This is a genomic window from Pseudovibrio sp. SCP20 (assembly GCF_057774105.1).
Genome location: NZ_JBYMDH010000001.1, coordinates 1,326,938 through 1,353,221 on the forward strand (window position 1 = coordinate 1,326,938; position 26,284 = coordinate 1,353,221).

Genomic DNA, 26,284 nt, shown 5'->3' on the forward strand with positions numbered 1-26,284 from the left:
TCGTAGGAGAGCACCATGAAAAAAGTGCGGCGCTCTCCGAATATTTAAGCGCTGGGCTTACTTAGGCAGCTGGTCGTCGATGCCCTTCACGTAGAAGTTCATGGAAAGCAGCGCGCCATCATCAGCGGTTTCGCCAGCTTTCAGGAACTCAGAACCATCCTGCTTGGTGATTGGGCCGGTAAATGGCTTCAGCTCACCAGACTTGATAGCTGCAAGAGTTTTTGCTGCTTCATCTGCAACATCCTGCGGGATGTTGGTGAACGGAGCCATGTGAACCATGTCTGCATCCAGACCACCCCAGGTGTCCTGACCTTTCCAGTTACCATCCATAACCGCCTGAACGCGGGAGATGTAGTAAGCGGACCAGTCATCGATGATCGCAGTTGCCTGAGCCTTAGGCGCAAACTTGATCATGTCGGAAGCCTGACCAAAGCCCATGATGCCACGCTCTTCAGCAACCTGCAGAGGCGCTGGGGAGTCAGTGTGCTGAACCATGATGTCAACGCCTTGGTCGATCAGTGCTTTCGCAGCATCTGCTTCACGGCCCGGATCGTACCAGGAGTTCACCCAGATGGTTTTGATCTTGAAGTCTGGATTAACAGACTGCGCACCCAGCATGAAGGAGTTGATGCCGCGCACAACTTCAGGGATCGGGAAGGAACCGATGTAACCAGCAGTGCCGGACTTGGAGATCTTTGCAGCGATCTGACCCAGTACATAACGGCCTTCATAGAAGCGAGCGCCGTAAGAAGAAACGTTCTTCGCCTGCTTGTAGCCAGTTGCGTGCTCAAACTTCACTTTCGGGAACTTACGCGCAACCTTCAGGGTTGGGTTCATGTAACCGAAAGACGTGGTGAAGATCAGCTCGTGACCAGAGCGAGCCAGACGCTCAATCGCGCGCTCAGCATCCGCACCTTCTGGCACGCTCTCGATGTAGGTGGTTTCAACTTTGTCGCCAAAGTGCTTTTCAATCGCCTGACGACCCTGATCGTGCTGGTAGGACCAGCCATGGTCAGAAACAGGACCAACGTAAATGAAGCCCACTTTCAGTGGATCAGCAGCATTTGAAGCCCCAGCGGAAAGACCAAGTGCAACTGCAGCTGTCGCTGCAAGTTTGAAGATACTGCGCATTGTGCGCTCCCCTTTATAGGTTAACCTGCATTCCAGCCACGCAACACCCTAATAAGCGCGGTGAAATGCACCAGAGAACTATGTGAACGACGGCGCCAAGCAAACACGATAGGAACAAACCCGAAGGTCGTTCTGCGCATTTGTGCGCTATCAAGTTGTTTCCTGCTTTGTTGTATCTCGCATGTAGATGCGATCTTTTATTCGAGTGCGGGCAGGTTTCCGCGATCTGTGCAACGGTGAGCCGTGTTATTTGCACTCAGAGATCAAGGTCTCTGTTATCTTCGTTCTCTCGCCCTCATGTATACGAAGGTCGAAATATTGGCAATTTGACCAATGTCTACTATGAGCACATTGGTCAAATCAGGTTTTTCTTAGCGATCAGGCACAAAAGGCTTTCCAAGACATGCAGGTGTATTAACCTTAGCAAGTGTCTTGTTACGCGAAATCATGATCAGCACGATGATGGTCGCCAGATACGGCAGAGCAGACATGAACTGCGTCGGCAATCCGATACCAGCCGCCTGTGCGTGGAACTGCAAAATGGAAACCGCACCAAACAGGTAAGCCCCCACCAGCACCCGCGCCGGACGCCAGCTTGCAAACACCACCAGAGCCAGCGCGATCCAGCCACGACCAGCAGTCATGCCCTCAACCCACTGCGGTGTATAGATCAGCGATAGGTAAGCCCCAGCCAGACCGGAACACGCCCCGCCAAACATCACCGCCAGATACCGCACCTTGATTACAGAGTAACCAAGAGAGTGCGCAGAGCCGTGGTTATCGCCAACAGCACGGATGATCAGACCGGTACGGGACTTGAACAGCACAAAGTAAACCGCAATCACCAGACCGTATGAGGCGTAAACCAGAATATCCTGGTTAAACAGCAGCGGCCCGATAAACGGAATGGCGGAAAGGCCCGGAATAGCAATCGGCTTCAGGCTGATGCCCGGTTGCCCGATAAACGCTTCCCCGATCATGCCCGAAAGCCCAAGGCCCAGAATGGTCAATGCAAGGCCGGTCGCCACCTGATTGGTCATCAGGTTCAGCGTCAGGAAGCCGAACAGAACGCTCATGGCAACACCGGAGATCATCGCAGCGAGAATACCGATGTAAGGAGATCCGGTCGCCTGCGTGGCCGCAAAGCCCATCACAGCACCAACGATCATCATGCCTTCAACGCCAAGGTTCAGCACACCGGAGCGTTCCACCACCAACTCACCAATCGCAGCAAGCAGCAGCGGTGTGGAGGCAGTGATGATTGTCAGAAGAACAGCTTCAATCATGGAAAGATCAGACATTGGCTGCCTCCTTCACGCCCTTCGCGTTGGAAACAAACTTGAACTTGTAAAGGATGAGCGTGTCACACGCGAGCACGAAGAACAGCAACATGCCCTGGAACACGCGGGTCACCTTATCGGTCAAGCCCAAACTCACCTGCGCAGACTCGCCGCCGATATAGGAAAGCCCCAGCAGCAAACCAGCAAACAGAATACCGATCGGGTTCAAACGTCCAAGAAACGCCACGATAATCGCCGTAAAGCCGTAGCCCGGAGAGATAACAGGTGTCAGCTGCTCAATGGAGCCGGAAACTTCCGCCATACCCGCAAGTCCAGCCAGACCACCAGAAACGAGGAATCCAAACCACACAACACCGTTGCCGGAAAAACCAGCAAAACGGCCGGCGCGTGGGGTTTCACCCATCACCTTGATCTCAAAGCCCTTCAGCGTGCGGGAAAGCATCCACCAGACAACAAGAACAGCAACAACGGCAAAGATCATACCGATGTGCAAACGCCCCTCACCGATCTTCGGCAACACGTGTGCAGCGTCAAAAATACGGCTTTCCGGGAAGTTGAAGCCCTCAGGGTCACGCCATGGACCACGCACAAGGAAGTCGAGAATGTACTGAGCGATATACACCAGCATCAGGCTGGTGAGGATCTCGTTGGTGCCAAAGCGAACCTTCAGGAATGCCGGAATAGACGCCCAGGCCATACCACCCAGAATGCCCATCAGCACCATCAGCGGCAGCGCCAGCGGACTGGTGAAGTCATAAAACAGCACCGGAATGATGGACCCAGCCAGCGCACCCATAGTGAACTGGCCTTCTGCACCAATGTTCCAGGAGTTGGACAGGAAGCAGACGGACAACCCAACCGCGATCAGAACCAGCGGCCCAGCTTTTACCAACAGCTCTTCAATGGACCAGCTGGTTGTCAACGGCTCAATAAAGTATGCATAAAGCGCTTCAACCGGATTGTAACCCATGCTGACGAACAGGATGGAGCCACACACAAGCGTAAGACCAATCGCAATCAGCGGCGAAACTACGGTCATCAGCTGAGAGTGTTCAGCGCGTTTTTCAAGCTCAATGCGCATGGGTTTCTCCCGCCTTTTCCTGGGAAGAGGAAGGCTTTCCTTCACCCATACCAGCCATCAGAAGACCGATCTTCTCTCGTGTCATCTCGGCAGAAGGCTCCGCCGGAGAAAGTTCACCACGGGAGATAACAGCAATGCGATCCGCAACCTCATAGATCTCATCCAGATCCTGAGAGATCACCAGAACAGCAGAACCACCCCGAGCCAGATCAATGATTGCCTGACGGATCAGTGCCGCTGCACCTGCATCAACACCCCAGGTTGGTTGGTTGATCACAAGTACTTTCGGCACCCGGTCCAACTCACGGCCAACCACAAACTTCTGCAGGTTACCGCCAGAGAGCGACCGCGCCTCCGGGTTATCATGGGACATACGCACATCGTAGGAAACCGTGATGCGCTTTTCCATTTCACCTGCAAGCTTCTGATTGAGCATGCCATGCTTGATGAGCTCAGGATCAGACTTGTAGCGGGTCAGCAGGATGTTGTCGGAAAGAACAAAGCCCGGCACCGCGCCATGTCCCAAACGCTCTTCAGGAACGAAAGCGGAGCCCAGCAGGCGGCGGTCGTTGATCTTGCGCTTGCCAACCGGCACACCGCAGATCTCGACGGCATAAGCATCTTTCACCTGCGTCTCACCGGAGATCGCATCAAACAGCTCACTCTGGCCGTTCGCCGCGATACCAGCAATGGCAACAATCTCACCACCGCGCAGATCCATATTGACGTTCTTCAGCTCAATGCCAAATGCACCATCCGATGGAATAGACAGATTGCGCAGCTTAAGCATCACATCACCCGGCTGAGCTTCGGTAGCACCAGCAGTGATATCATGTACGTCACCACCCACCATCATGCGAGCAAGGCTGGCTGGTGTTTCCTCTGCAGGATCACATCCACCCACCACACGGCCATGACGCATGATCGTGGCGTTGTGACAGATCTTCTTCACCTCTTCCAAACGGTGAGAGATGTAAAGGATCGCACAACCTTCAGAGGCTAGACGCTGGAGTGTGATGAAAAGCTGATCCGCTTCTTGCGGCGTCAGAACGGATGTCGGCTCATCCATGATAATGAGGCTGGGGTTCTGCAAAAGGCAACGTACAATTTCAATACGCTGACGGATGCCAACCGGCAGATCTGCAACCAGTGCTGCAGGATCAAGAGGCAGGCCATACTTTTGGGAAACCTCAGTGATACGCTTGGAAAGGGCCTCGATTTTTTCGCCTTTAGGCAAGGCCAGCGCGATATTCTCAACCACACTCAGCGCTTCAAACAGCGAGAAGTGCTGGAACACCATACCAACACCCAGTTTGCGGGCAGCGGCAGGATTTGAGATTGAAACGCGTTTCCCCTTCCAGAGGATCTCTCCCGCACCCGGTTCAAGGGCGCCGTAGAGTATTTTCACGAGCGTGGACTTGCCCGCTCCGTTTTCGCCAAGCAACGCATGGATTTCACCTTGCTTGATGACGAGATCGACATTGTCGTTCGCTAGAATATCACCAAATCGCTTAGTAATACCCTTGGCTTCTATGAGATCCTCGCCCCCTGTCACCGGGCCGGACCTCTGCTCATTTTCCATCGTGTTACCCGTTCCCCCAACATAAAAATCAGATCAAGACGTTCTCCTTGAACCTAAGAAGCAAAACGATAACCTCCCTGAGCATTGCTGGCTTGTTCTTCCTTTACCACTAGGAGTTGAGCGGCAATGGAAATTGCAATATCAGACGGCTTTTTGCTTTTAATCTCAGTAATTCCGACCGGACAAACAAGCTGTTTGCTGTGCGCCTCCGATATTCCGGAGTCTTTGAACCGTTTAAGTGTTCGCGCGCGCTTAGTTGCACTGCCTATCAATCCAATAAATGCCAGATCGGTTCTACGAACAGCGGCATCTACTATAGCATGATCACGCTTGTGATCATGGGTCATTACGATGACATAGTTTCCCGGCTCAAGGTTCTTTACGATGACTTGAGGCTCATTTAGATGAATGCAGCGAATATTGGAAGGCACATATTTGGGAAAAATTTCGCGCCGTTCATCGATCCAGGTGATCTTGAAGCCCAAAGGTGCCATCGCAAGCACCAAAGCCTTACCCACATGGCCAGCTCCAAACAGATACAGATGTGGTCTATCCTCCCCGAACCTCTCCGTCAATTTGCCTTGATTTAAAACAATTTCAGCGGAATTCGGGTCATCCATAGCAGGGGGTAATACGTGCCTTTCAAGGGGGGCAGAACTGCAAGTATTTGCAGTCGTTGAAAAAATTCCCACCCCTTCTTGTGTGGAAAAATCTTGTGCACGACCACGATAATTGAGATCAAATTGCTCAAATGCGATTTCAACGCGCCCACCACAGCACTGCCCAAGGTCGGGACCAAGTGCATAAGAGCGCGTCTGGAAGGCCGGGCCGCCATTCTTCATCAATGAAACTGCTTCATGCAAAACATCGTATTCAAGACGACCACCACCAATGGTGCCCTTGAACGACATATCCGGACGCACAACCATGCGTGCACCGGCTTCACGGGGAGATGACCCGGCAACTTTGATGATGCTCACCAGTACACATTGACCAGCGGCATCCAGAGCAGACAGAACTTCACCCCAGACCAGCATTTAGCCCTCCTCTCCGGCCTTGATCGCTTTGACAGCTTTCAAGATCGCTTCAGGCGTTGCAGGGGCGTCCAGTTTAGGCAGAACGCCCTTGTTCAGGCTTGCAATAGCATCATTGATCGCGCAGAAAACCGAGATCGGCAGCATCAAAGGCGGCTCACCAACGGCCTTGGACCGAAAAATCGTCGGCTCCGGATTTCCCTCACTCTCATAAAGAGAAACGTTGAACTCCTCCGGCACATCTGAGGCGGTTGGAATTTTGTAGGTAGACGGCGCGTGGGTTCGCAGGCGTCCAGCATCATCAAACCACAGCTCTTCCGTGGTCAGCCAGCCCATGCCCTGTACAAACCCGCCTTCAATCTGGCCGATATCCAACGCCGGGTTGAGCGACTTGCCAACATCATGCAGCACATCAACACGCTCAACTTTCATTTCACCGGTCAGTGTATCAATCACCACTTCAGAGCAAGAGGCACCATAAGCAAAGTACAGGAACGGACGCCCCTTCACCCGCTCACGGTCCCAGATGATCTTCGGTGTTTTATAAAAACCGGAGGAGGACAGATGGATACGATGCTCATAAGCCAGTTGCGCCAGCTGCTTGATGGAAAGCTTCGGCTTGCCGTTGATCAGCATCTGATCATCAACCAGTTCAACATCTTCCTCTGACACCTCAAAGTGCTGCGCCACAAAGGTTTTCAGCCGCCCAACAATCTCCCGGCACGCAATCGCCGCCGCCATGCCATTCAGATCTGTGCCCGATGAAGCTGCCGTCGGAGACGTATTGGCCACCTTGGAGGTGTTAGTGGCAGTAATCTTCACCTTTTCAAGGCTCACGCCCATCTCAGTGGCCGCAATCTGGGCAACCTTCTGATAAAGACCCTGCCCCATTTCGGTGCCGCCATGGTTCAGATGTACGGAGCCATCCCGATAAAGATGCACAAGCGCCCCAGCCTGATTGAGATGGGTCAGTGTGAACGAAATACCGAACTTCACTGGCGTCAGCGCGATCCCTTTTTTCAGGATCGTGTTCTTGGCATTGAACGCCTCTACCGCTTTCCGGCGAGCGCGATATTCTGAGCTTTCCTCCAGCTGATCCACCAGTTTGGCCAGCACATCATGCTCATCAACAGATTGCCCGAAAGGGGTGGTGTTCTGACCATCGCGGTAGAAGTTCGCCTTGCGCACATCAAGCGGGTCCTGCCCCATCTTGATCGCAATCGCATCCATCAACCGTTCAGCGGCAAACATCCCTTGCGGGCCACCAAAACCACGGAATGCAGTGTTGGAAACCGTGTTTGTTTTCAAACGCTTGGAACCAATCCGAACTTCAGGATAGAAGTAGCTGTTATCCGCGTGGAACATAGCGCGGTCGTTGATGCCAAGCGACAAGTCCGCCGAGTGTCCGCAGCGGGAATTCAAAGAGATCTCAACCGCTTCTATCTTGCCAGAGGCATCACACCCGGCAGCCACATCCACCAGAAAATCGTGACGTTTACCCGTCAGGATCATATCATCATCACGATCCAACCGGCACTTACATGGACGCCCCGTAGCATTGGCAGCCAGAGCCGCTAGAGCAGCCCATTGGTTGGCCTGAGACTCCTTACCGCCAAACGCACCGCCCATGCGGCGCACTTCAATGGTCACCGCAGCCTCGTCCACTCCAAGCACCTTGGCCACGGTGTGCTGCACCTCAGTTGGATGCTGGGTAGACGAGTAAACCGTCATGTCCCCATCTTCACCGGGAAAGGCAAAAGCAATCTGGCCTTCAAGGTAAAAATGCTCCTGTCCGCCAAGCGCAAAGCTGCTCTTCACCTGCTGCGCAGATCGTTCCATCGTCTGTTCAGGCGTTCCACGGCGGAACTCATAGTCCGGTAGGACGGTCTGATCAGCCTTCAGTGCATCAGCAACGCTCACCAGAGGTGTTTCCGCCTCAACCTCGATCTCAGCCAGCTTCACCGCCTTGCGGGCTTGCAGGCGCGTCTCAGCTACAACAAGGAACACCAACTGCCCATGGAACACGATCTTATCGGCCACCAGCACCGGATCATCACCCATGGCTGGTGAACAGTCATTCACACCGGGAATATCAGCGGCCTCCAAGACAGCAACAACACCCGGAGCAGCCCGGACGGCACTCAGGTCAATCTTCGTAATCCGGCCACACGTTGCACCCGGCGCATAACCCGGCGCCACATGAAGCGTACCGCGAGGCTCGATCATATCATCGATATAGGTCGCCTTACCCGCCACATGCTTCAGCGCACTGTCATGTTTGTACGACTTTCCAACCACCTGTGATTGAGAGGTCCGGCTCTTTGATTTTACCAGAAGATCAGTTGACATGAGCACCTCCCGCAGCAAGTTCTCGCTGCCCGTGGACCCGTGTTTGATGGGAAGATGCCTCCGAAATCTCTAAAAGTGCCTTTTCCAGCAAACCACGCGCCACATCACGCCGGTAAGAACTGGACGCCCGCATATCGCTCATTGGGATAAAATCACTATCAATGGCATTCAAGGCATCCTGCCAGGAGGCTGGATCAGCCAGCGAAGCACCAAGCAGAGCAGCTTCTGCACCACTGGCACGCTTGGGAATACCTGCCATACCGCCAAAAGCCATCCGTGCGGCTTCAAAAACACCATCTGTCACCGTCAGACAAAACGCAGCCATCACAGCAGAAATATCCTGATCGAACCTCTTGGAGATCTTATAGGCTCTGAATTGCTGCTCTTCACTCATCCGCGGCACGCTGATAGATGTCAGCACTTCATTCTCGGCAATGTCTTGCTTGCCGTAGTCGATAAAGAAGCTTTCCAGAGGCAACGTCCGTCGGCCACGATTGCTCTGCAGTTCAATCTCAGCGCCAAGAGCAATCAACATCGGCGGCATGTCACCAATCGGCGAGCCGTTCGCGATATTGCCCCCAACTGTACCAGAGGCGCGAACCTGCTTTGATCCGATCCGGCTAATCACCAGCTTAAGGTCAGGATCAATCGCCGTCAGAAACTGCTCAGCAACCGCATAGGATGCTCCGGCACCAAGCCGAATACCTTGCTCATCCTCGTAACAAGTGCTCAGTCCGTTCACGCGTCCCAGATAAATCACCTTCGGCAAATCTCGCAGATGCTTGGTGACCCACAGCCCCACATCCGTAGAACCGGACACCAACGTCGCATCAGGATGCTCTCCGTATGTCTCCAGAAGGCTCTGAAAGCTGTTCGGGGCAAAGAAGAACTGTTCCCCATCCCCAACACGCACATCCTGCCCATCCTGAAGCACAGCCAGTTTGCTTTCCGTCTCAACTGCACGATCTGCAAACGCATCGTTCAGACCATTCCGGCAAGCCTCAAGCGCAGCATCTACGATAGGACGATATCCGGTGCATCGGCACAAGTTACCAGCAATCCAGGTGTTCACATCCTGACGAGTCAGCCCCGGTGTTTTGGTGTGGTAGAGCGTAAACAGGTTCATCACGAACCCGGGCGTACAGAACCCGCACTGCGAACCATGAAGATCAACCAGCGCCTGTTGGACAGGGTGTAATCCATCAGGCCCTTCCAGATCTTCCACGGTCACAAGCTCACAGCCATCAATCTGCCCAAGCAGCAGAATGCAGCTGTTCACGGGCTCATACACCAGCTTGCCATCACGCAAACGTCCAAGCGCGATGGTACAGGCACCGCAATCCCCTTCACCGCAGCCTTCTTTGGTGCCGGTCGCATGTTCGCTCAGGCGCAGATATTCAAGGAGAGTGGTCGTCGGCTCAAAACGATCCAACTCAACAACTTGACCTTTTCGGAGGAAGCGGATTGCCGTGCGCATCACTCAGCTCCCTCTGTAGGTGGTGTAACCAAACGGAGAAAGCAGCAGCGGCACGTGATAATGGCCGCTGACATCCGCTATACCAAAGCGGATCGGAACAACATCAAGGAAAGCTGGTTCTGGAAGCGCAATACCTTCCCCACGCAAGTAATCACCTGCATGGAACTGCAGCTCATATGTTCCTGCAGTCAGGCTCTCACCTTCCAGCAAAGGCCCATCAACACGCCCGTCACTGTTGGTGGAAAATTCTCCAAGTTTGGAAAAGCTGTCCCCATCAACACGAACAAGCTCAACCCGCAGCCCCGCCGCAGGTTTCCCCTGAGCACTGTCCAGAACGTGGGTGGTCAATCGCCCCATAGTTTCCTCGTCTATCAAATGGCATCTGCAATAGATGTCAGATTCTAAGTGAAACTACAGGGTGCACCCATTCCCATGATAACAAAAGAACAAAAAAGAGCGCTTATTGATGCCATTTAGGCATCAGATGACGGAAGCATCTTTTCCAATCTTGCAACAGCCTGCTCCAGAAAGATCGCCGGAGCCAGAGCAAGACCGCGCAAAGACGAGGTAATGATACAGAAATGTCCGCGTGTCAGCTGCTCATCGGCAAGCGGTTTAAACAACAAACGTTCATTGGCAAGCTCCTCTTCAAGCCCCACAACAGTCTGAAACGCCACCATTTCACCAGAGCGCACTAGATGCTTCATGAAACGCAACGAGTTTGCCTCTACACTGCTTTGTCCATCAGCGGAGCTATGAGACAGCGCCACATCCAAACGCGCGCGAATGGAAATACCCGGAGCAGGCATGGCAACCGGATGCTCAAAGCACCGTGCCAGATTCAACTGCTCTTCACTTGCCAAAGGATGCGAAGGAGCGACAATCGCCCCAATCTCAAGCGCTTTTTTGTAGGTGATCTTGAGCGCATCTGTATCCGGCGGTTCAAACGTGAAGCCGACATCCACCTCAGCCTTCTCAACGGCCTCAGCGACCCGCTCGGCGCCCATCACCTGCACGTCCACGTGAATACCGCTGTAGTCCTTGTGAAACTTCGCAATCACCTCAGGCAACAAGGCTTCCGTAACACTCTCAACCGTTGCAATAGAAACCACACCACGGCGCAATCCTTTCAGCGCATCCAGTTCGGCACCAGTTGCCTCCAAATCAGACAGTGTACGCCGGATATGAGCAAGCAGAATTTCACCAGCTGAAGACAGGCGGATCGTGCGGCCCACCCGTTCAAACAGCTCCATCCCAAGCTGTTTTTCCAGCGTCAGGATTTGCCGGTTCACGGCAGATGACGCTACATTAAGTTTGCGGGCCGCCGCCCGGATAGAGCTTTCCTCTGCTGCCGCCGCAAAGTAGCGCAGCGCTGGGCCGTAAAGATACCGCGATCGATCCATCAATGTCCTGATCCCCCAGCCATCAAGGGATGATCACAGTGGCACCAGTGGTCTTGCGCCCTTCCAGATCAGAATGTGCCTGCGCAATGTCTTTCAGGCTATAACGCTGGTTGATCTGAATATTGATGGTGCCATCCGCCACAGCAGCAAACAGATCACCCGCCGTCTCTTCCAGTTCCCACCGCTCAGCAATATAGTTGAACAGCGTCGGACGTGTTGCGAACAGCGAGCCTTTTTGCGAGAGGATCGCCATATTGAACTCAGGCAGCGGACCAGAAGACTGGCCAAACGAACACCACAGCCCACGAGGCCGTAAACAATCCAGTGAGGCCGGAAATGTATCCTTGCCCACGCTGTCATAAACCACATCACATCCGCGCCCATCGGTGATCTGCCGCACACGAGAAACCCAGTCCTCGGTCTTGTAGTTGATCACGTATTCATAGCCATTGTCAGACGCCAACCGCGCCTTCTCTTCAGAACTCACAGTACCAATGACAGTGGCACCAAGCGCAGACGCCCACTGGCCAACGATAAGGCCAACACCACCAGCCGCTGCGTGGTAAAGCAGCGTCGTATCTGCATCCACCTTGAAGGTTTCACGCAGCAGATAGCGCGCAGTCATGCCTTTCAGCATCAGCGCAGCCGCCTGCTCATCACTCACACCTTCCGGAATTTTCACAAGAACACTGGCCGGAATGTTCCGCTCTTCCGCATAAGCCCCCAGCGGACCGGCATAGGCAACACGGTCTCCAAGTGCAAAATCCGTCACACCCTCTCCGAGCGCAACAACAATGCCAGCTCCTTCGTTGCCGGGTACAAACGGCAAACCATTGGGTGCCGGATAGAGGCCGGAACGGAAATATGTATCGATAAAGTTGAGCCCAATGGCCGTATGCCGGATCCTGACTTCACCAATCCCCAGCTCAGGCAGGTCCACATCCACGTGTGTCAGAACGGATGGATCACCAGTTTTTTCAACGCGAACAGCATAGACCATATGGAATTCCCCTTATAAACGGCTGGATGCGGAGTTTGGACAGATTGCCGTTAAGTTGCAAGCGTCTTTGGTGAAACTCTATTCCACAGAGGAAAACCTGATCAGCAAAACAAAAAAGCCCGACCAAATGGCCGGGCTTTTAAAACTCATCAAGATCGAGAATCACATCTTGCGGAACACCTGGTGCAAAGCACCAACGCAGAAGAGGTAAAGGCTCGTCGCTGTAATAAGCGCAAACAGCCAGGTCTCGATTACAAAATCCTGATAAAGCGCCATGGCAAGTGCTGCACTCCAGACCATGAGAATGCTCAGGGTCAGTGGGCGCCATTTCACGGTACGTACAGGATGAACAAATTCAACCGGTGCAAAGGTCAGCACAGAACACAGAACCACCATGCCAATGATGATCCATGGCGGAGACTGCAGCGCAACAAGCACGACAATCACCATGTTCCAGACACCAGGGAAGCCCAGGAACCCGCCGCTTTCAGTCTTCATGTTGCCGTCAGCGAAGTAGATCGCGCCGGTAAACACAATGATCGCACCAGACAGAAGGCCCCAGAATTCTGAGAGAAGTCCGCTCTGATAAAGCGCAAAAGCTGGCAGGAAAACGTAGGTTGCGTAATCGATAACCAGATCCAGAATAACGCCGCTCCAGCGTGGCAGACGATTCTGAATGTCATATTTACGTGCTAAAGGACCATCCAGCCCGTCGACAACAAGTGCGACCCAGAGCCAGAAAAACATCATAGGCAGGTTGCCGTTCGCTCCTGCGACAAGCGCAAGCAACGCAATGGGCGCACCCAATGCGGTAAGAAGGTGAATGAGGAACAGCCGGGAGTTGGTCTGACCGGTCAACTTGGGGTCCTTTGTTATTCTTTAAGTGCAGGTACCACTTAGAACAATCTATCACCCAAAGCTTCAAAAAGAGGTAAGTCCGCCCGAGCGAAATAGATGTTTGCACCGCCCCATAGCAGAAGCGCGATACCTATTCCATAGCTTGTAAACGGTGTTTTGCTCTTTTTTTCAAGTGTCATTATGAGACCAAGCAGCGCGATCCAGATAATATTCATGATTCCCACTGCAAACATGAGCACCATTAGTGCCCAACAGCACCCCAGACAGTACAAACCTTGTTCGATTCCAAACTGGAAGGCGTTCTGCTTTTGCTCGCCGGAGTGTACGGCCAAAGCAACATTTGGCGTCCGGCACCGGTCCAGACAGGCCTGCTTGGCAGGCGTAAACTGATAAATTGCTGCTGCAATTACAGTGGTGATGGTCAGGCTGGAAAACACAGGCATCATCATTGGGCTCATCACGCCCAACTCATGAAGCAGCCCCTGCGCCACGGTTGCGACTACGGAAAACGCAGTCCAGACGGCCAGATAACCACCAGCAACAACATAGATCGCCTTACCGCCCCGCGCTTCGTGGTAGGTCTGCAGCATTGGCATGGCTGTCGGCAACATCATGGCGAGCACCATCATGAACCACATCACAAACAGCAGAAAATAGTCATAGAGGCCCATATTTACGAGGCCCGGCATACCAAAAGCTTCCTGTGCCAATGGCAGACACAGCGAGGCGAGCTGCACGCGCACATGCTCCGGCAGGCCTTTGAACATGTTGAACTGATTGAACAGTTCCATACCGGGGCCCATTTCGCCCATATCCATACGGCTGATCATATCGATCACCATAGCCGCCAGATAAACCCAGCCCAGCACCACAGCTCCGCCCAGCACAATGTAAGGGAGCCGATAGGACAACTGAAAATCTGTCTTCGGACTGGTAAGCGACATAACCGACCTCGAAATCATTCAGGACATCCAAAACCCATCGGTTTCGGAACCAGCGCAATGTATGCAGCTTCTCTAATAGACCAGTAATAGTCCCAATGCGACATTGATTTAGTTCAAATCTAAACTAGGCCCTGCGACATGGTGAAGCTGGCGCAGCGATAGTTACGCTCTTTTCATTAGGGGACTATACGCCTGCGCTACCTTGAAACCGATAGGTTTTATCCCCTAGATACTCAAGGATAGAACGCAAACAAAATGCGGAATGAAAAAATGGCAGCCAATCTTGCATCTGACAGCACCAAAGGCCAAAGCAAAAACAACACGCCTTCGCAGGAAAAGAGCTATGATTGCGCTGTTATAGGCACAGGTCCCGCAGGCATGATTGCCGCGCTGGCACTAGCCAGCAACGGACTTGAAACTGTTCTCATTGGCCCGCCAGTCAATCTGAATGATGCCCGCACCACGGCTCTCATGGACGCTTCCCGCCAGTTTCTGGACAACATCGGCATCTGGAAAGACCTGCGTGCATCCTTCACGCCGCTGGAAAAGATGCGCCTGATTGATGGCACAGATCGTCTTATTCGCGCACCGGAAACAACATTTGCAGCCTCTGAGCTCGACCTGCCAGCGTTCGGCTACAACATCCTCAACAAAGATCTGAATCGTGTTCTGTTTGATCTGGTCAATGCAAACGAGCTCATCGAGCTCGTGGAAGACACCATCAAGAACGTGAGCAGCAACGACCACAAGGCAACCATTGAGCTGAACAACACGCAGGACCTGACTTGTCAGGTGGTGATTGGCGCCGATGGCCGAAACTCAGTGGTTCGCCGCGCTGCAGGCATTGAGACAAAGAACTGGAAGTACCCACAAGCAGCGCTCGTTCTCAACCTCAAACACGACCTACCGCACTACAATATCTCAACCGAGTTCCACCGCAACACTGGCCCGTTCACCATGGTACCGCTACCAGGCAAGTCATCCTCACTTGTCTATGTGGAGACACCGGAACGCGCTGAAGAGCTGAACATCTACAAAGACGAAGCGCTTGAGGCCGAGCTGGAAAAGCTCAGCAAGTTCGTCCTCGGTTCTTTGAAATTGGCAAGCCCGCGTCAGGTCTATCCACTCTCTGGCCTGACCGCCGTTCACATGAGTGGCAATCGCTCTTTGCTGATGGGCGAAGCCGCTCATGCCTTCCCGCCAATCGGCGCACAAGGTCTCAACCTGTCTCTGCGTGATGTGGCCGTTGCGACCGAATTGCTTGCAAACGCCAAGCACACAAGGGCTGATATGGGATCAGCAGAACTGCTGCAGAAGTACGACCGCAGCCGCAAAGCAGATGTCATCAGCCGCACAACAGCCGTAGACCTGCTCAACAGATCCTTGCTGACAGATGCCCTGCCCGTGCAAATGTTACGTTCCATGGGGCTTTACACAGCCTCCAGAATCCCACTCGTCCGCCGCCTGCTCATGCGCGAAGGCATTGCACCATCCTGGAGCCTGCCAACACTGATGCGCGCGCAGAACAATTAAGGCACGAGTATTCCGGACTGAATGAGATAGATGAGCGTTGGCAGAGTAATAACTGAAGCCAACGTTCCATAAAGAACAGCAGTCGACGCCCGCTCCACATAAGCGGAATAATGCTGCGCCAGCACATAAACATTTGCTGCTGGCGGCAGCGCTGCCATCAAAACTGCCGTTGAAATCCAAAGGCTGTCAAAGCCTCCAATCCATTCCAGCAGAACAAACACAAGAACCGGATGCACGACCAGCTTGATCAGTAGCAGGATCGGCAGTTCCTTTGCAGTTCTGCGGCTCGGCTGCAAAGCGATGGTCACGCCCATAGCAAACAACGCACAGGGCGCTGCGGCCTGACGCAGGAACGAAATCGTCTGGTCAATCGCCACCGGTGGTTTGAACTCAATCGCTGCCGCCAGAATGCCCGCAAACACCGCCAGAATGAACGGATGCGTGACGATCTTCTTGAAGATCTCAAAGGCCAGCGGACCCACTTTGATGTTCTGAGACCCACCGATGGACATCATCATCGGCACCAGAATAAACAGCAGGATCGTGTCAAAACACAGGATCAAAGCCGTCGGCACAGCAGCGCCAGCACCCAGTACAGCCAGCGTCACACCTGGGCCCATGTAACCGATATTGGAATAAGACCCCACCAGCGCCTGAACAGTCGCCTCACCGATGCTTCCTCGCAGAATAAACCGCGCAAAAGAATAAGCCACAGCGAACATGGCAAAGGTTGAAAATGTGGTCGCAGCGACAAAATCAAAGGTGGCCAACTCTTCCAGCGGAGTTTCGGAAAGCAGCTGAAAAAACAAGGCCGGTAGCGCCAGATAAACCACAAAAAAGTTCATCCACGCCAAACCATCGCGCGAAAGCTTCGCACCACGGCCAGAAACAAACCCTAAGAAGATGAGAAGGAAAAATGGCATTGCCAAATTCACAACATTGAGCATCGAAACCATTTCCCCATGCAATTCTTTGGTGTTCTCCGCTTCCGACTGGAGAATGAGTTGCTTTTGAAAGACTGATTGGCTAATCACCATGACCGAGTTGAGCGTATATAGCCATTCTACAGAGGTTGGCATACCGGCAACTACGACACTATAGTATGCGAGTAAACGGAACTGGAAAGCTCCATCCGCCCAAAGGCCAATATGAAAGCTAAAAAATCCCGTCGCCCCCTTACAAGTCGTGAGAAGCTCAGCTACCGAGCTGAATGGCTGGCGCTTAGATTTATCGGCGGAATTCTGCGCTCTCTGCCACTGGATTGGTCCTCCGCATTCATGGGAAATGTCTGGCGCATCGTCGCGCCAATGACCCATCGGCATGCACGCGCCAAAGCCCACATCATGGCCGCCTACCCGGAAATGACGCTCAACGAAGCAGACAAAATTATCCGGGATATGTGGGAAAATCTGGGTCGCGTCTCCGCCGAGACCGTTTTGCTCTCCAAAATCCACAAGGATAGGAGCCGCGTTACCTATGCAAATCCAGAGGTCTTTGCACCGTCCGTCGGCGAAGGTGCCGTTCTGGTCACCATGCACTCTGGCAACTGGGAAGTGGTTTCCGATAAGGCTGAAGAACTGGGCTTGCCGCTCGCAGGTGTCTACCAGAAGCTCAAGAACCCCTACTCCGAATCCTACCTGATCGAGCGACGTAACTTTCTTTATAAGCTCGGCCTGTACTGCAAAGGTCACGACACCGGCGCAAAAATCATTTCAATCCTGCGCAAAAAGGGTTCTGTAGCTTTTGTTGCAGACGTTCGGGATCGCCGCGGCGTGAAGATTGACTTCTTCAAGCAACCCTCGGCCGCAACGCACATCCCTGCAGCGTTGGCTCGCACCATGAATAAACGGCTCATTGCTGTGGTTGCCCGCCGCAAAAAAGGCGCCCGCTTCGAGATTCTCGCAAAAGAAATCCCGGTGGCCCGCACCAAAGACCGCGTTCAGGACGCCATCACGACCACGCAGGCAATGCACGACCAGTTCGAAGAATGGATCCGCGAAGAACCATCCCAGTGGATGTGGATCATGAAGAAGTGGATTTAATCAGGCCATTTCAACGCTAAGTGTGAAATGACGAGCAATCGCCTAAGCCGCTCAAACCACTCTACCTAAATGCAAATGTCTTCAGGACTTAGCCCAAAGAGCTGATTTTGCACCGCACAATTATCTGTATACTCTCTCCCTGAATTTCCATTTCGGCTTGGGAGGGAGCTAGCCAGATGAAAACCTATCGTTCCTTTTATAAACCTCTGGCCATTGGTGCTCCGACACCGTTTGCTGAGCCACCAGTCGCGCTGGAACGCATGATCCACTTCGTGCCTCCGCACATCGAGAAGATGCGCGCAAAGATCCCGCAGATAATTTCTCAGGTAGATGTTATTCTCGGCAATCTGGAAGATGCCATTCCAGCCGATGAAAAGCTGAATGCCCGCGAAGGCTTCATCCAGATGGCCAACGAAAACGACTTTGGTTCAACCAAACTCTGGACGCGCATCAACTCACTGGAAAGCCCGTGGGTTCTAGACGACCTCACCGAAATCGTCACCCGTTGCGGCAACAAGTTGGACGTGATCATGCTGCCGAAAGTCAACGGCCCATGGGATATCCATTATCTGGATCAGCTGCTCGCACAACTGGAAGCCAAAGCAGGTGTAACCAAACCGATCCAGATCCATGCCATTCTGGAGACGGCAGAAGGCGTCAACAACGTGGAAGCCATCGCCACAGCCAGCCCACGCATGCACGGTATGAGCCTTGGCCCAGCAGACCTTGCAGCCTCCCGCGGCATGAAAACAACCCGCGTTGGTGGAGGACATCCAGATTATCAGGTTCTGGCCGACGCTGATGGCGACGCACCACGCACCCGCTATCAGCAGGATCTCTGGCACTACACCGTTGCTAAAATGGTCGACGCATGTCTTGCCGCAGGCATCAAACCATTCTACGGTCCATTCGGCGACTTCAGCGATCCAGCCGCCTGCGAAGCACAGTTCCGCAACTCCTTCCTCATGGGCTGCCTGGGCACATGGACCTTACACCCAAGCCAGATCGGCATTGCAAAATCCGTGTTCTCACCTGAACCGGAAGAGGTAAAATTCGCCCGCAGAATTCTGGAGGCAATGCCAGACGGAACCGGTGCCGTCATGCTGGATGGAAAGATGCAGGACGACGCAACCTGGAAACAGGCAAAAGTGATTTGTGACCTGGCAGATCTGGTAATCTCCAAAGACCCGGATTTGGCAGAAGCCTACACATAATCAATCCTGAAGAGTGGTCAGCACCACTCTTCAACCCTCCGGATGTGCATATCAATGAAATGTGAGGAGCTATTCATCCCCAAACGTCACATTTTGATCGGTTTGTGCTGCCTCTCGCCTCTTTGCTGCGCTATATAACTTGACAATAAGCGCGCAACATGACCTTTAAGGCGCCCTGACAAGATACAGTATCTTCGAAAGCTTGGTGGATTATGGAGACAATTAGAACCGCGAAATTCAGAATTGGACAGGTCGTTCGTCACCGCCTGTACCCGTTCCGTGGCATAGTCTTCGACGTGGACCCAACATTCGACAACACTGAAGAATGGTGGGAGTCAATTCCCGAAGAAGCACGTCCAAGCAAGGACCAGCCTTTTTATCACCTTCTCGCTGAAAACGCTGAAAGTGAATACATCGCCTACGTCTCGGAACAAAATCTGGAAAAAGACGACAGTGGCGAACCTGTGCGACATCCGCAGGTCGAAGAATTTTTTGATGAAACAACCGATGGCGACTACATCGTCAAGGATGTAGAGATCCATTAAGGCTTATTGCTGAACGCCGCTCATAGGAACAGCAGTCATCGTGATCAAGAGATCAATAAAAAACCCGAAGGAAATCTCCTTCGGGTTTTTTGATGCCTAAAGCGCGCAAACCAGATTACTGGTTTGCCTGACGCTGCTGCTCAATCAGCTTCTGACGAGCGGCTTCTGCACGCTTCTGAAGTTCAGACTGCAGGCGTTCCTGCTTTGCCTGGAGTTCTTCAGGCTTGATCGCTTCACCATCATAAATACGGGTGAACCCTTTCAAGGTCAGGTCGAATGGACGAGCCTTACCCTGCTGGTTCAAAGTGGTGATGATCAGCTTGCCACCCTTTTTCAGGCTACCGATAAAGGTGTCATCAATAACCATTTCGGCAATACAAGCGTTTGGAAAACAAATTGTATATTTCGCTTCAGACTGTTTGCCACCATCTACCTGAACACGCAGACCCGGCTGGATCAGCATTCCAGGAGGAACAGCAAGGTGCAGCAGTTTGCGGCTTTCGCCGGTCACTTCACGCACAACAGCCTGTGCAAGGAACTGGCCAGTGTCCGTGCGCAGTTCTTGTGTAATAAGGCAGAATTCCTTCTTGGATTTTGGATCAGTATTACACACTTTCACCCAAGCATCTTCTGCTTGTGCATTCTGTGCAACACTGGTGCCAGCAAAGCCAACTGCGGCCATTGCTGCAATAATCCCACCAGTCAGAACGCCCTTGAAATTAACGGCCATCCCAAATTTCCTCAAAGTTTGATCCGGTGCAAAAAGATGCCTCCGGCAATTACGCAGCAACCAATTTCTAGGTTCAACAGTGTTTTGACTGCTTGTTCGGCGCCAAGCATACTCAGAACAGAGCTGAAAAAAAGGCAACGCACCTGTTAAATGCTACTTATGTACTTCTTTAAACACCTCGAAGCCATTTTTCCACCTATAGATTGGGGTGGTTACTGTCCTTTTCCAAAGCCTCGTAGGCTGAATTTTCCTCAGAATCGTATTATTGCTAGTTTCTGCGGACGCCCTAGGAGAAATTCGAATGTCTCATTTCCGATCCTATGTGAATGGAATAAATAAATTTGCGAAGGGTCTTGTTGTCCTTTCCGGTGTGGCAACATTAGCTTACTCAACCGCCATTGCTCAGGATACGGTGCCATGGAGCCATGGTATTGCAATGCATGGCAAACCTGCTCTGCCAGCAGATTACACCCACCTGCCCTATGCCAATCCTGAAGCACCTAAAGGTGGTCGTCTCTCTCTCGGCGTTCAAGGTACTTTTGATAGTCTGAATTCCTTTGCCCTCAAAGGGGCATGGACCTCTGCGCGCGGCATGAAAGAGCGCCAGATGGGCAACTACATTCTGGAAAGCCTGCTTCTGCGCAGCAACGATGAAGCATTCACATTGTATGCACACCTTGCAGAAGCCGTGCGTATGCCGGAAGAGCGCAATTGGATCGAGTTTCGCTTAAATCCAAATGCGAAGTTCTCCAACGGAGACCCGTTAACCGTTGAAGATATTATCTTTTCTCTGGAAACCATTCGTGACCATGGCCGCCCGCCATATGCGCGTTGGTACGGAAAAGTCGTCAACTTCGAAAAAACCGGGGAGCGCTCCGTAAAGCTGCACTTTAAAGATGGCAGTGACCGTGAGCTGCCACTCCTCATCGCACTGGCTCCGATTTTCAACAGTCGGACAACTGACCCAAAGACCTTTGGCAACACCACGCTGACACCACCAGTCGGCACTGGTCCTTATATTTTCTCTGAGATCAATCCGGGCCGTCGTACAACCTACACGCGCCGTGACAATTACTGGGCCAAAGATCTGCCGCAGAAAATCGGTTTCGATAACTTCAACGAAGTCACCGTCGACTACTTCCGCGATTACAACGCCTTGCAGGAAGCCTTCCGCAAAGGTGACACTGAAGCTCTGATCTACGCGAACCCAAGCCTTTGGGAGAGCGCGGGCAACTTCCCTGCGTTTGAAGAAGGCAAGGTCGTAAAAGACGTATTTGAACGCGGCACGCCTCCAGCCATGACTGGGATCGCGTTCAACACCCGCCGCGCGCAATTTGCAGATAAGCGTGTGCGTCAGGCTCTCGGAATGCTGCTCGACTTCAAGTGGATCAACAGAACCCTGTTCAACGGTTTGTACCAGCGTACGGACGGTTACTGGGACAACTCAGAGCTTTCCTCCATCGGTCGCCCTGCGAGCGAGATGGAAAAGAAACTGCTCGAGCCATTCCCAAATATTGTGACTGATGATGTCCTCGCTGGCACATGGCGTCCATCAGAAGCTGATGGCTCCGGACGCGACCGAAAGGTGCTCCGGGATGCATTGAACCTGTTCAAACAAGCAGGTTACAAACTGGATCAGGGCAAACTGGTGAACGCTGAAACCGGCGAGCCGTTTGCATTCGAAATCCTCGTACGAGTTCAGGACGAAGAGAAAGTCGCTCTGGCCGTGCAACGAACTGCGAAGCTTCTGGGCATCGATCTTGAAGTGCGCATGGTAGATGCAGCACAGTTTGAAGAACGTCGCGCCTCTTTCGAATTCGACGCCCTCTTCAACACCTGGTTCGCTTCACTGTCTCCGGGCGGCGAGCAGTACGCCCGTTGGTCATCGCAGGCAGCTGATACCAAAAGCTCCAGAAACATCGTTGGCGCAAAAGAACCTGCCATTGATGCTTTGATTGATGCCATGGTCGCCGCTCGCAGCCGCGAAGAATTCGTTGCCACAGTGCGCGCGTTCGACCGTGTTCTGATCTCCGGTTTCTATGCAATCCCGCTCTATCACGCCCCGGCTGAATGGGTCGCGCGCTGGACCACAGTGGAGCATCCGGAGAAGACACCGCTATACGGCATGCAGTACGACAACTGGTGGGATGCACCTAAAGAGTAGATAAACACATAAAAATTGGGCTGCGTTCTTGATGAAGGCAGCCTACTCAACAAAAGTGTCTATTAACCAACTTGCCGAATCTCGAATTTCTCAGTCGCTTAGCGGACTTACCTTAAATGATACTGTCAAATACCGATGCCATTGCAAACCACAGCACAACAGGAGTTTGGGGCAACATCACCCTTGATATGCTGTTCAGACGTGCGGCGCAAAAACATCCAAACCGCTTGGCACTGGTAGATGCACCCGACAGAGAAAAATGGACAGGCGGCAAACCGCGCCATCTGACCTACGCCGAGGCGGAACAGGAAATCAGCCGGATTGCTGGCTTCTTCGCTGCTGTTGGCATGGAGCCAGACCATATTCTTGGCCTGCAATCCCCAAACACAGTTGATAATGTTCTCTGTATTCTCGGTGCGTTACGTGCTGGTCTGATCGTCTCCCCCTTCCCGCTGCACTGGCGCCATTCTGAGATCCTACGCGCACTCAGCACGGTAGACGCCAAAGCGTTGATCACCGCAGATCGCGTTGAAACACGCATGCTTGGCGAAGAAGCACGGGATGCGGCAGCCGACTTCTTCTCTCTGCGTTTCGTTTTCGGCCTCGGCAGTGACATTCCTGACGGCCTCATTGATATGGCGCCGATGCTGGCCGAAAACGGAGATGCCTTCGCCGAACCAGTCATTGAGCGCGAAGGCGCACCAGCCAATCACGTGGCAACGCTCACATGGGTTCACTCAGGCGCGGAAATCAGTCCAATCCCGCGCAGTCATAACCACTGGGTCTCCACAGGCCTGATGCCGTTTCTGGAGACAAGACTGGAGCCCGGCGCTCGCATTCTGCTGCCCTACATTCTCTGCGGAATTACAGGGATTGGTGCCGGTTTGGTGCCATGGCTGCTGAGCGAAGGAACGCTCCATCTCCATCATCCACACGCTTTATCCACATTGACGGACCACGCGCGCTCCATCGAGGCAAATTATATTTTGACCCCTGGACCGCTAGCATCCCACATCGATGGAGCGCTGGAAGGCTGGAGCACAAACACCGTTGCCACATGGTCCATCACCTCACCAAAGCCTGCAAAATACCAGGCAAAAGGTGTCGTCACAGATCTCCATGTGCTCGATGAATATGCAATGGTGGCACATCTGCGTGGAACCTCGGATCAGCCTGTGCCATTAATCCCAGGCAATCAATTTGCCCCAAGCACATCCACCCATGGACCGTGCTTAATTAATATTGATCCAATTGAAATTAATGAGGAATTCTCACAGGAATCCGCGAAGTCGGAAACCGGATACCACCTCAAACTCAAGGGTGCGATGGTCCCGGATGCAGACTGGCCATCCAATGACTCGCACCTCACTTTCTTCAGCAACGAACAGGGCGAGCACGGCCTGATTACCGAAATCCCTGTTGGCGTACATGAAGTTACAGGAGCCATTCACGGCTTCGGCACACCTGGTCAAAGAGCCCCCGGATTGCTCGAGCTGGAACGTCTCGACGAGATATACAGTGAATTCTCGGGGGTAAAAGAAGCGGCTGCTTTTCTGGTAGAAGATGAATTAATGGGTGCACGCCTAATGGTCGCGGTGGTACCGTCAGAAGGTCTTCTCGTTGATGTAGAAGCCTTTTACGCCTACCTCGACGCATCACGCGTGAGCCTGACAATGATGCCACACAGAATTCTGTCGCTGCGCGCACTGCCAATGACGGAAGATGGCCGCGTAGACAGACAGAAATTGACCAGACGCTCCCAGCCCAAACCGGTGGAAGCGGTTGCCTGAGAGGATGAATGGCCGAGCATAGCCAACCATTAGAGACTGAGACGCACGATTCCAGCTGGGGTAAAATCCTGCTGATAGCTCCAGTGCACAATCATGTCTTTGATATGTTGGAGCCTTTGACCGTTCTGTCTGACCGCCTCGTTGCGATCAGAACAAGCCAGCAGCTTATGGAAGAGCTGGAAGGCGCAAGCGTTCTCCCAATCTGCATCCTCCTGCCATGGCAAGAGCAAAACCCACCAGAGCTGGATGAACTCACTCAGACCATTGAGCGTTTCCGAAAAGGCCCAGGCGTTGAAGTCCCATTGCTCGTCATCACCAATGGCAACGCCCCTGTCCCGCTGGAGCTCAAACCTAGCGCAACTGTCAGCGACGCTATTCCGCCAGATGTGCTTCTGCCACGTATTGCCGGCCTGAGGCGTCTTGCGAACAGAGCAGAAGAAGCCCGCTTGCGCCGCGGCCTGTTTGGACCTCTCCCAGAATACAAAACAGAGTTCGGTCCGCTGAAATCCGCAGGCTTACTCGTAGCAGGTTTCGGTAAGCACTTTGGCCGCACACAAGCTCTTCTGGATATGCCCGTCGAAATCGTTGGTGGCTTCACCTCTGACATGACAGAGGACTACCTCACCGCTCGCCGGTTTGAGGCCGTGCTGATCGATATGCCAGCGTGGCAAGCCTGTGAGGAAATCGAAAGGCTTCGCGCAGATCCGCGTTATTTCAACCTGCCGATCCTCGCTCACAGTGTGGACGAAGAATCCGCTCACCTACTCTATTCGGCAGGCGCAACAGATGTTCTTCTGGGTGACGTGACAGATAAAGCTCTCACAGGCCACATCATCAGCGCCTTGCGCGGAGGCCGCCGCCAGCGCTTGACTGATGCGATCCTCACAGTCTCCAGCCAATGGCTCGCCCGGCAGGATGATGAAGATTACCTGTCAGAGCAGACCTACCGCAGCTATCTGACACTTCTTGAAGAATCCACCAAGCGCCGCGGTGAATCCATCTACGAGCTCAACCTGCTGGAACTCATAGAACGTTTCACAGGCAGCAACCCACAGGCCTTCGCCCAGCATCAGATGTATTGGAGCGGCACCGTTCTCTCTATCGCCATGGCTGTCTGCCGTGATGAGGATTTTGTCGCCAACATCGAAGGCCGTGGTCCCGTTGCTGTTCTGCGCAGTAAAAAAGGGATGGAGCAACTCTCCAACCGCGTTCTTGTGATGGTGCGTACCACAGGCTTGGGCAACGGATAAGCCCTTCAGCAACCTCACGAAACTGTGAGAGATTTCCAGAGCAACTATCGGATTTTCCTGATAGGCTACAGAGCAAACGCGAATACACCCATAACTGAGAATTCAGATGTCTACTACTGCCCCAATTGTCATTGATGTGATCTCCGATGTCATGTGCCCATGGTGCTTCATCGGCAAACGCCGACTGGAAAAAGCCCTCATGATGTTGCCGGAAAGCACTGTCAAAGTTCAATGGCACCCCTATCAGCTGGATGCGACCCTGCCGAAAGAAGGTAAGGATCGCAAAAAGTATCTGGAAGACAAGTTCGGCGGACCTGAACGAGCAGAACAGGCCTACTCCCACGTACGCAATGCTGGTGCAGCTGAAGATATCAACTTTCAATTCGAAGCCATTAAGAAATCACCCAACACCATCGACAGCCACCGCCTGATCCGTTGGGCACGCTCAGAAGGCATGCAGGATGCGATGGTCGAAGAGCTGTTCAAACTCTACTTCACCGAAGGCGCAGATCTGACGGACAAGCAAGTTCTTGTCGACGCGGCAGAACGGGCTGGCCTCAACAGTAAACTCGTTTCAGATCTTCTGGACACTGATCAGGATGTCAAAGAAGTGGAAGCCGACGTATTCCGCGCCCATGAAATCGGTGTCACTGGCGTCCCATTCTTCGTCATCGACGGTCGTTTCGCTGTCGCAGGAGCTGAAAACCCGGAAACACTGGCCGCAGCCATCCGCCACGCAGAAGAAACAAAAACTGGCGAGTAAGCACGAGCTGAAGATCTCCGCTCTTCAGTCTTCAATAACATATTTCGAAAACGGCGACGACAAAACCACTTAGTCTACTGGTGGATTTCAATA

The 26,284-nt window shown here is 53.0% G+C and carries 22 protein-coding genes; 8 read left to right on the top strand and 14 right to left on the bottom strand.

What is annotated here, in order from left to right:
- Positions 1 to 57: 57 nt before the first annotated feature.
- The 12 genes from AC3CB2_RS05845 to AC3CB2_RS05900 all read right to left on the bottom strand — a co-directional run bounded on the left by AC3CB2_RS05845 (position 58) and on the right by AC3CB2_RS05900 (position 14,160).
- On the bottom strand, positions 58 to 1,131 hold the full coding sequence (locus tag AC3CB2_RS05845; RefSeq protein ID WP_008547088.1) for a BMP family ABC transporter substrate-binding protein: 1,074 nt from the start codon (positions 1,129 to 1,131) through the stop codon (positions 58 to 60).
- 371 nt (positions 1,132 to 1,502) lie between these two features.
- Complete coding sequence (locus AC3CB2_RS05850; protein WP_014285735.1) at positions 1,503 to 2,432, bottom strand: ABC transporter permease; 930 nt, start codon at positions 2,430 to 2,432, stop codon at positions 1,503 to 1,505.
- On the bottom strand, positions 2,425 to 3,513 hold the full coding sequence (locus AC3CB2_RS05855; RefSeq protein ID WP_352930156.1) for an ABC transporter permease: 1,089 nt from the start codon (positions 3,511 to 3,513) through the stop codon (positions 2,425 to 2,427). Before AC3CB2_RS05855 ends, AC3CB2_RS05850 begins: the two co-directional genes overlap by 8 nt.
- A complete protein-coding gene (locus tag AC3CB2_RS05860) occupies positions 3,503 to 5,095 on the bottom strand; it encodes an ABC transporter ATP-binding protein (RefSeq protein WP_352930153.1) in 1,593 nt (530 codons plus the stop codon). Before AC3CB2_RS05860 ends, AC3CB2_RS05855 begins: the two co-directional genes overlap by 11 nt.
- Positions 5,096 to 5,148: 53 nt before the next feature.
- Positions 5,149 to 6,132, bottom strand: a complete 984-nt coding sequence (gene xdhC / locus AC3CB2_RS05865; protein WP_352930150.1) for a xanthine dehydrogenase accessory protein XdhC — start codon at positions 6,130 to 6,132, stop codon at positions 5,149 to 5,151.
- Entirely contained in the window at positions 6,133 to 8,478 is a 2,346-nt protein-coding gene (xdhB, locus tag AC3CB2_RS05870; RefSeq protein WP_352930147.1) for a xanthine dehydrogenase molybdopterin binding subunit, read from the bottom strand. It lies immediately after the preceding gene.
- A complete protein-coding gene (xdhA, locus tag AC3CB2_RS05875; protein WP_352930145.1) occupies positions 8,468 to 9,955 on the bottom strand; it encodes a xanthine dehydrogenase small subunit in 1,488 nt (495 codons plus the stop codon). Before xdhA ends, xdhB begins: the two co-directional genes overlap by 11 nt.
- A 3-nt stretch (positions 9,956 to 9,958) precedes the next feature.
- Complete coding sequence (gene uraH / locus AC3CB2_RS05880) at positions 9,959 to 10,312, bottom strand: hydroxyisourate hydrolase (protein ID WP_352930143.1); 354 nt, start codon at positions 10,310 to 10,312, stop codon at positions 9,959 to 9,961.
- A 116-nt stretch (positions 10,313 to 10,428) separates the two neighbouring features.
- Complete coding sequence (locus AC3CB2_RS05885) at positions 10,429 to 11,358, bottom strand: LysR family transcriptional regulator (RefSeq protein ID WP_352930141.1); 930 nt, start codon at positions 11,356 to 11,358, stop codon at positions 10,429 to 10,431.
- 22 nt (positions 11,359 to 11,380) lie between these two features.
- Positions 11,381 to 12,358, bottom strand: coding sequence for a quinone oxidoreductase family protein (locus AC3CB2_RS05890; RefSeq protein ID WP_352930138.1), 978 nt, complete (start codon positions 12,356 to 12,358; stop codon positions 11,381 to 11,383).
- A 162-nt stretch (positions 12,359 to 12,520) separates the two neighbouring features.
- Positions 12,521 to 13,216: a CDP-alcohol phosphatidyltransferase family protein gene (locus AC3CB2_RS05895; protein ID WP_008547159.1), complete on the bottom strand. Its 696-nt coding sequence runs from the start codon at positions 13,214 to 13,216 to the stop codon at positions 12,521 to 12,523.
- A 38-nt stretch (positions 13,217 to 13,254) separates the two neighbouring features.
- On the bottom strand, positions 13,255 to 14,160 hold the full coding sequence (locus tag AC3CB2_RS05900; RefSeq protein WP_352930135.1) for a DUF2182 domain-containing protein: 906 nt from the start codon (positions 14,158 to 14,160) through the stop codon (positions 13,255 to 13,257).
- Positions 14,161 to 14,430: 270 nt separating this feature from the next.
- Here AC3CB2_RS05900 and AC3CB2_RS05905 point away from each other — a divergent pair, with 270 nt between their 5' ends.
- Positions 14,431 to 15,693, top strand: coding sequence for a UbiH/UbiF family hydroxylase (locus AC3CB2_RS05905; protein WP_352930132.1), 1,263 nt, complete (start codon positions 14,431 to 14,433; stop codon positions 15,691 to 15,693).
- On the opposite strand, the gene AC3CB2_RS05910 is transcribed toward AC3CB2_RS05905, so the two are convergent.
- The gene (locus AC3CB2_RS05910) at positions 15,690 to 16,640 is read right to left on the bottom strand and encodes an AEC family transporter (RefSeq protein WP_054784971.1); all 951 of its coding nucleotides are present in this window, start codon (positions 16,638 to 16,640) and stop codon (positions 15,690 to 15,692) included. The genes AC3CB2_RS05905 and AC3CB2_RS05910 overlap by 4 nt on opposite strands.
- Before the next feature lie 201 nt (positions 16,641 to 16,841).
- Between AC3CB2_RS05910 and AC3CB2_RS05915 the strand changes: the two genes are divergently transcribed.
- From AC3CB2_RS05915 to hspQ, 3 genes are all read left to right on the top strand, one after another.
- Complete coding sequence (locus AC3CB2_RS05915; protein WP_352930129.1) at positions 16,842 to 17,735, top strand: lysophospholipid acyltransferase family protein; 894 nt, start codon at positions 16,842 to 16,844, stop codon at positions 17,733 to 17,735.
- A gap of 176 nt (positions 17,736 to 17,911) precedes the next feature.
- Positions 17,912 to 18,949 carry an HpcH/HpaI aldolase/citrate lyase family protein gene (locus AC3CB2_RS05920; protein ID WP_352930126.1) on the top strand — a complete coding sequence of 346 codons (1,038 nt, stop codon included), beginning with the start codon at positions 17,912 to 17,914 and terminating at the stop codon, positions 18,947 to 18,949.
- A gap of 212 nt (positions 18,950 to 19,161) precedes the next feature.
- Positions 19,162 to 19,494, top strand: a complete 333-nt coding sequence (hspQ, locus tag AC3CB2_RS05925; RefSeq protein WP_008546550.1) for a heat shock protein HspQ — start codon at positions 19,162 to 19,164, stop codon at positions 19,492 to 19,494.
- Between the two features lie 115 nt (positions 19,495 to 19,609).
- Here hspQ and AC3CB2_RS05930 read toward each other — a convergent pair whose 3' ends face one another.
- Positions 19,610 to 20,224: an invasion associated locus B family protein gene (locus AC3CB2_RS05930; protein WP_008546562.1), complete on the bottom strand. Its 615-nt coding sequence runs from the start codon at positions 20,222 to 20,224 to the stop codon at positions 19,610 to 19,612.
- 301 nt (positions 20,225 to 20,525) lie between these two features.
- Here AC3CB2_RS05930 and AC3CB2_RS05935 point away from each other — a divergent pair, with 301 nt between their 5' ends.
- The 4 genes from AC3CB2_RS05935 to AC3CB2_RS05950 all read left to right on the top strand — a co-directional run bounded on the left by AC3CB2_RS05935 (position 20,526) and on the right by AC3CB2_RS05950 (position 26,191).
- On the top strand, positions 20,526 to 22,388 hold the full coding sequence (locus AC3CB2_RS05935) for an extracellular solute-binding protein (RefSeq protein ID WP_352930122.1): 1,863 nt from the start codon (positions 20,526 to 20,528) through the stop codon (positions 22,386 to 22,388).
- Between the two features lie 116 nt (positions 22,389 to 22,504).
- Positions 22,505 to 24,178, top strand: a complete 1,674-nt coding sequence (locus AC3CB2_RS05940; RefSeq protein ID WP_352930119.1) for an AMP-binding protein — start codon at positions 22,505 to 22,507, stop codon at positions 24,176 to 24,178.
- Between the two features lie 8 nt (positions 24,179 to 24,186).
- Positions 24,187 to 25,428: a DNA-binding response regulator gene (locus tag AC3CB2_RS05945; RefSeq protein ID WP_352930116.1), complete on the top strand. Its 1,242-nt coding sequence runs from the start codon at positions 24,187 to 24,189 to the stop codon at positions 25,426 to 25,428.
- Positions 25,429 to 25,534: 106 nt separating this feature from the next.
- On the top strand, positions 25,535 to 26,191 hold the full coding sequence (locus tag AC3CB2_RS05950; protein WP_352930114.1) for a DsbA family oxidoreductase: 657 nt from the start codon (positions 25,535 to 25,537) through the stop codon (positions 26,189 to 26,191).
- The last annotated feature ends 93 nt before the right edge of the window (positions 26,192 to 26,284 follow it).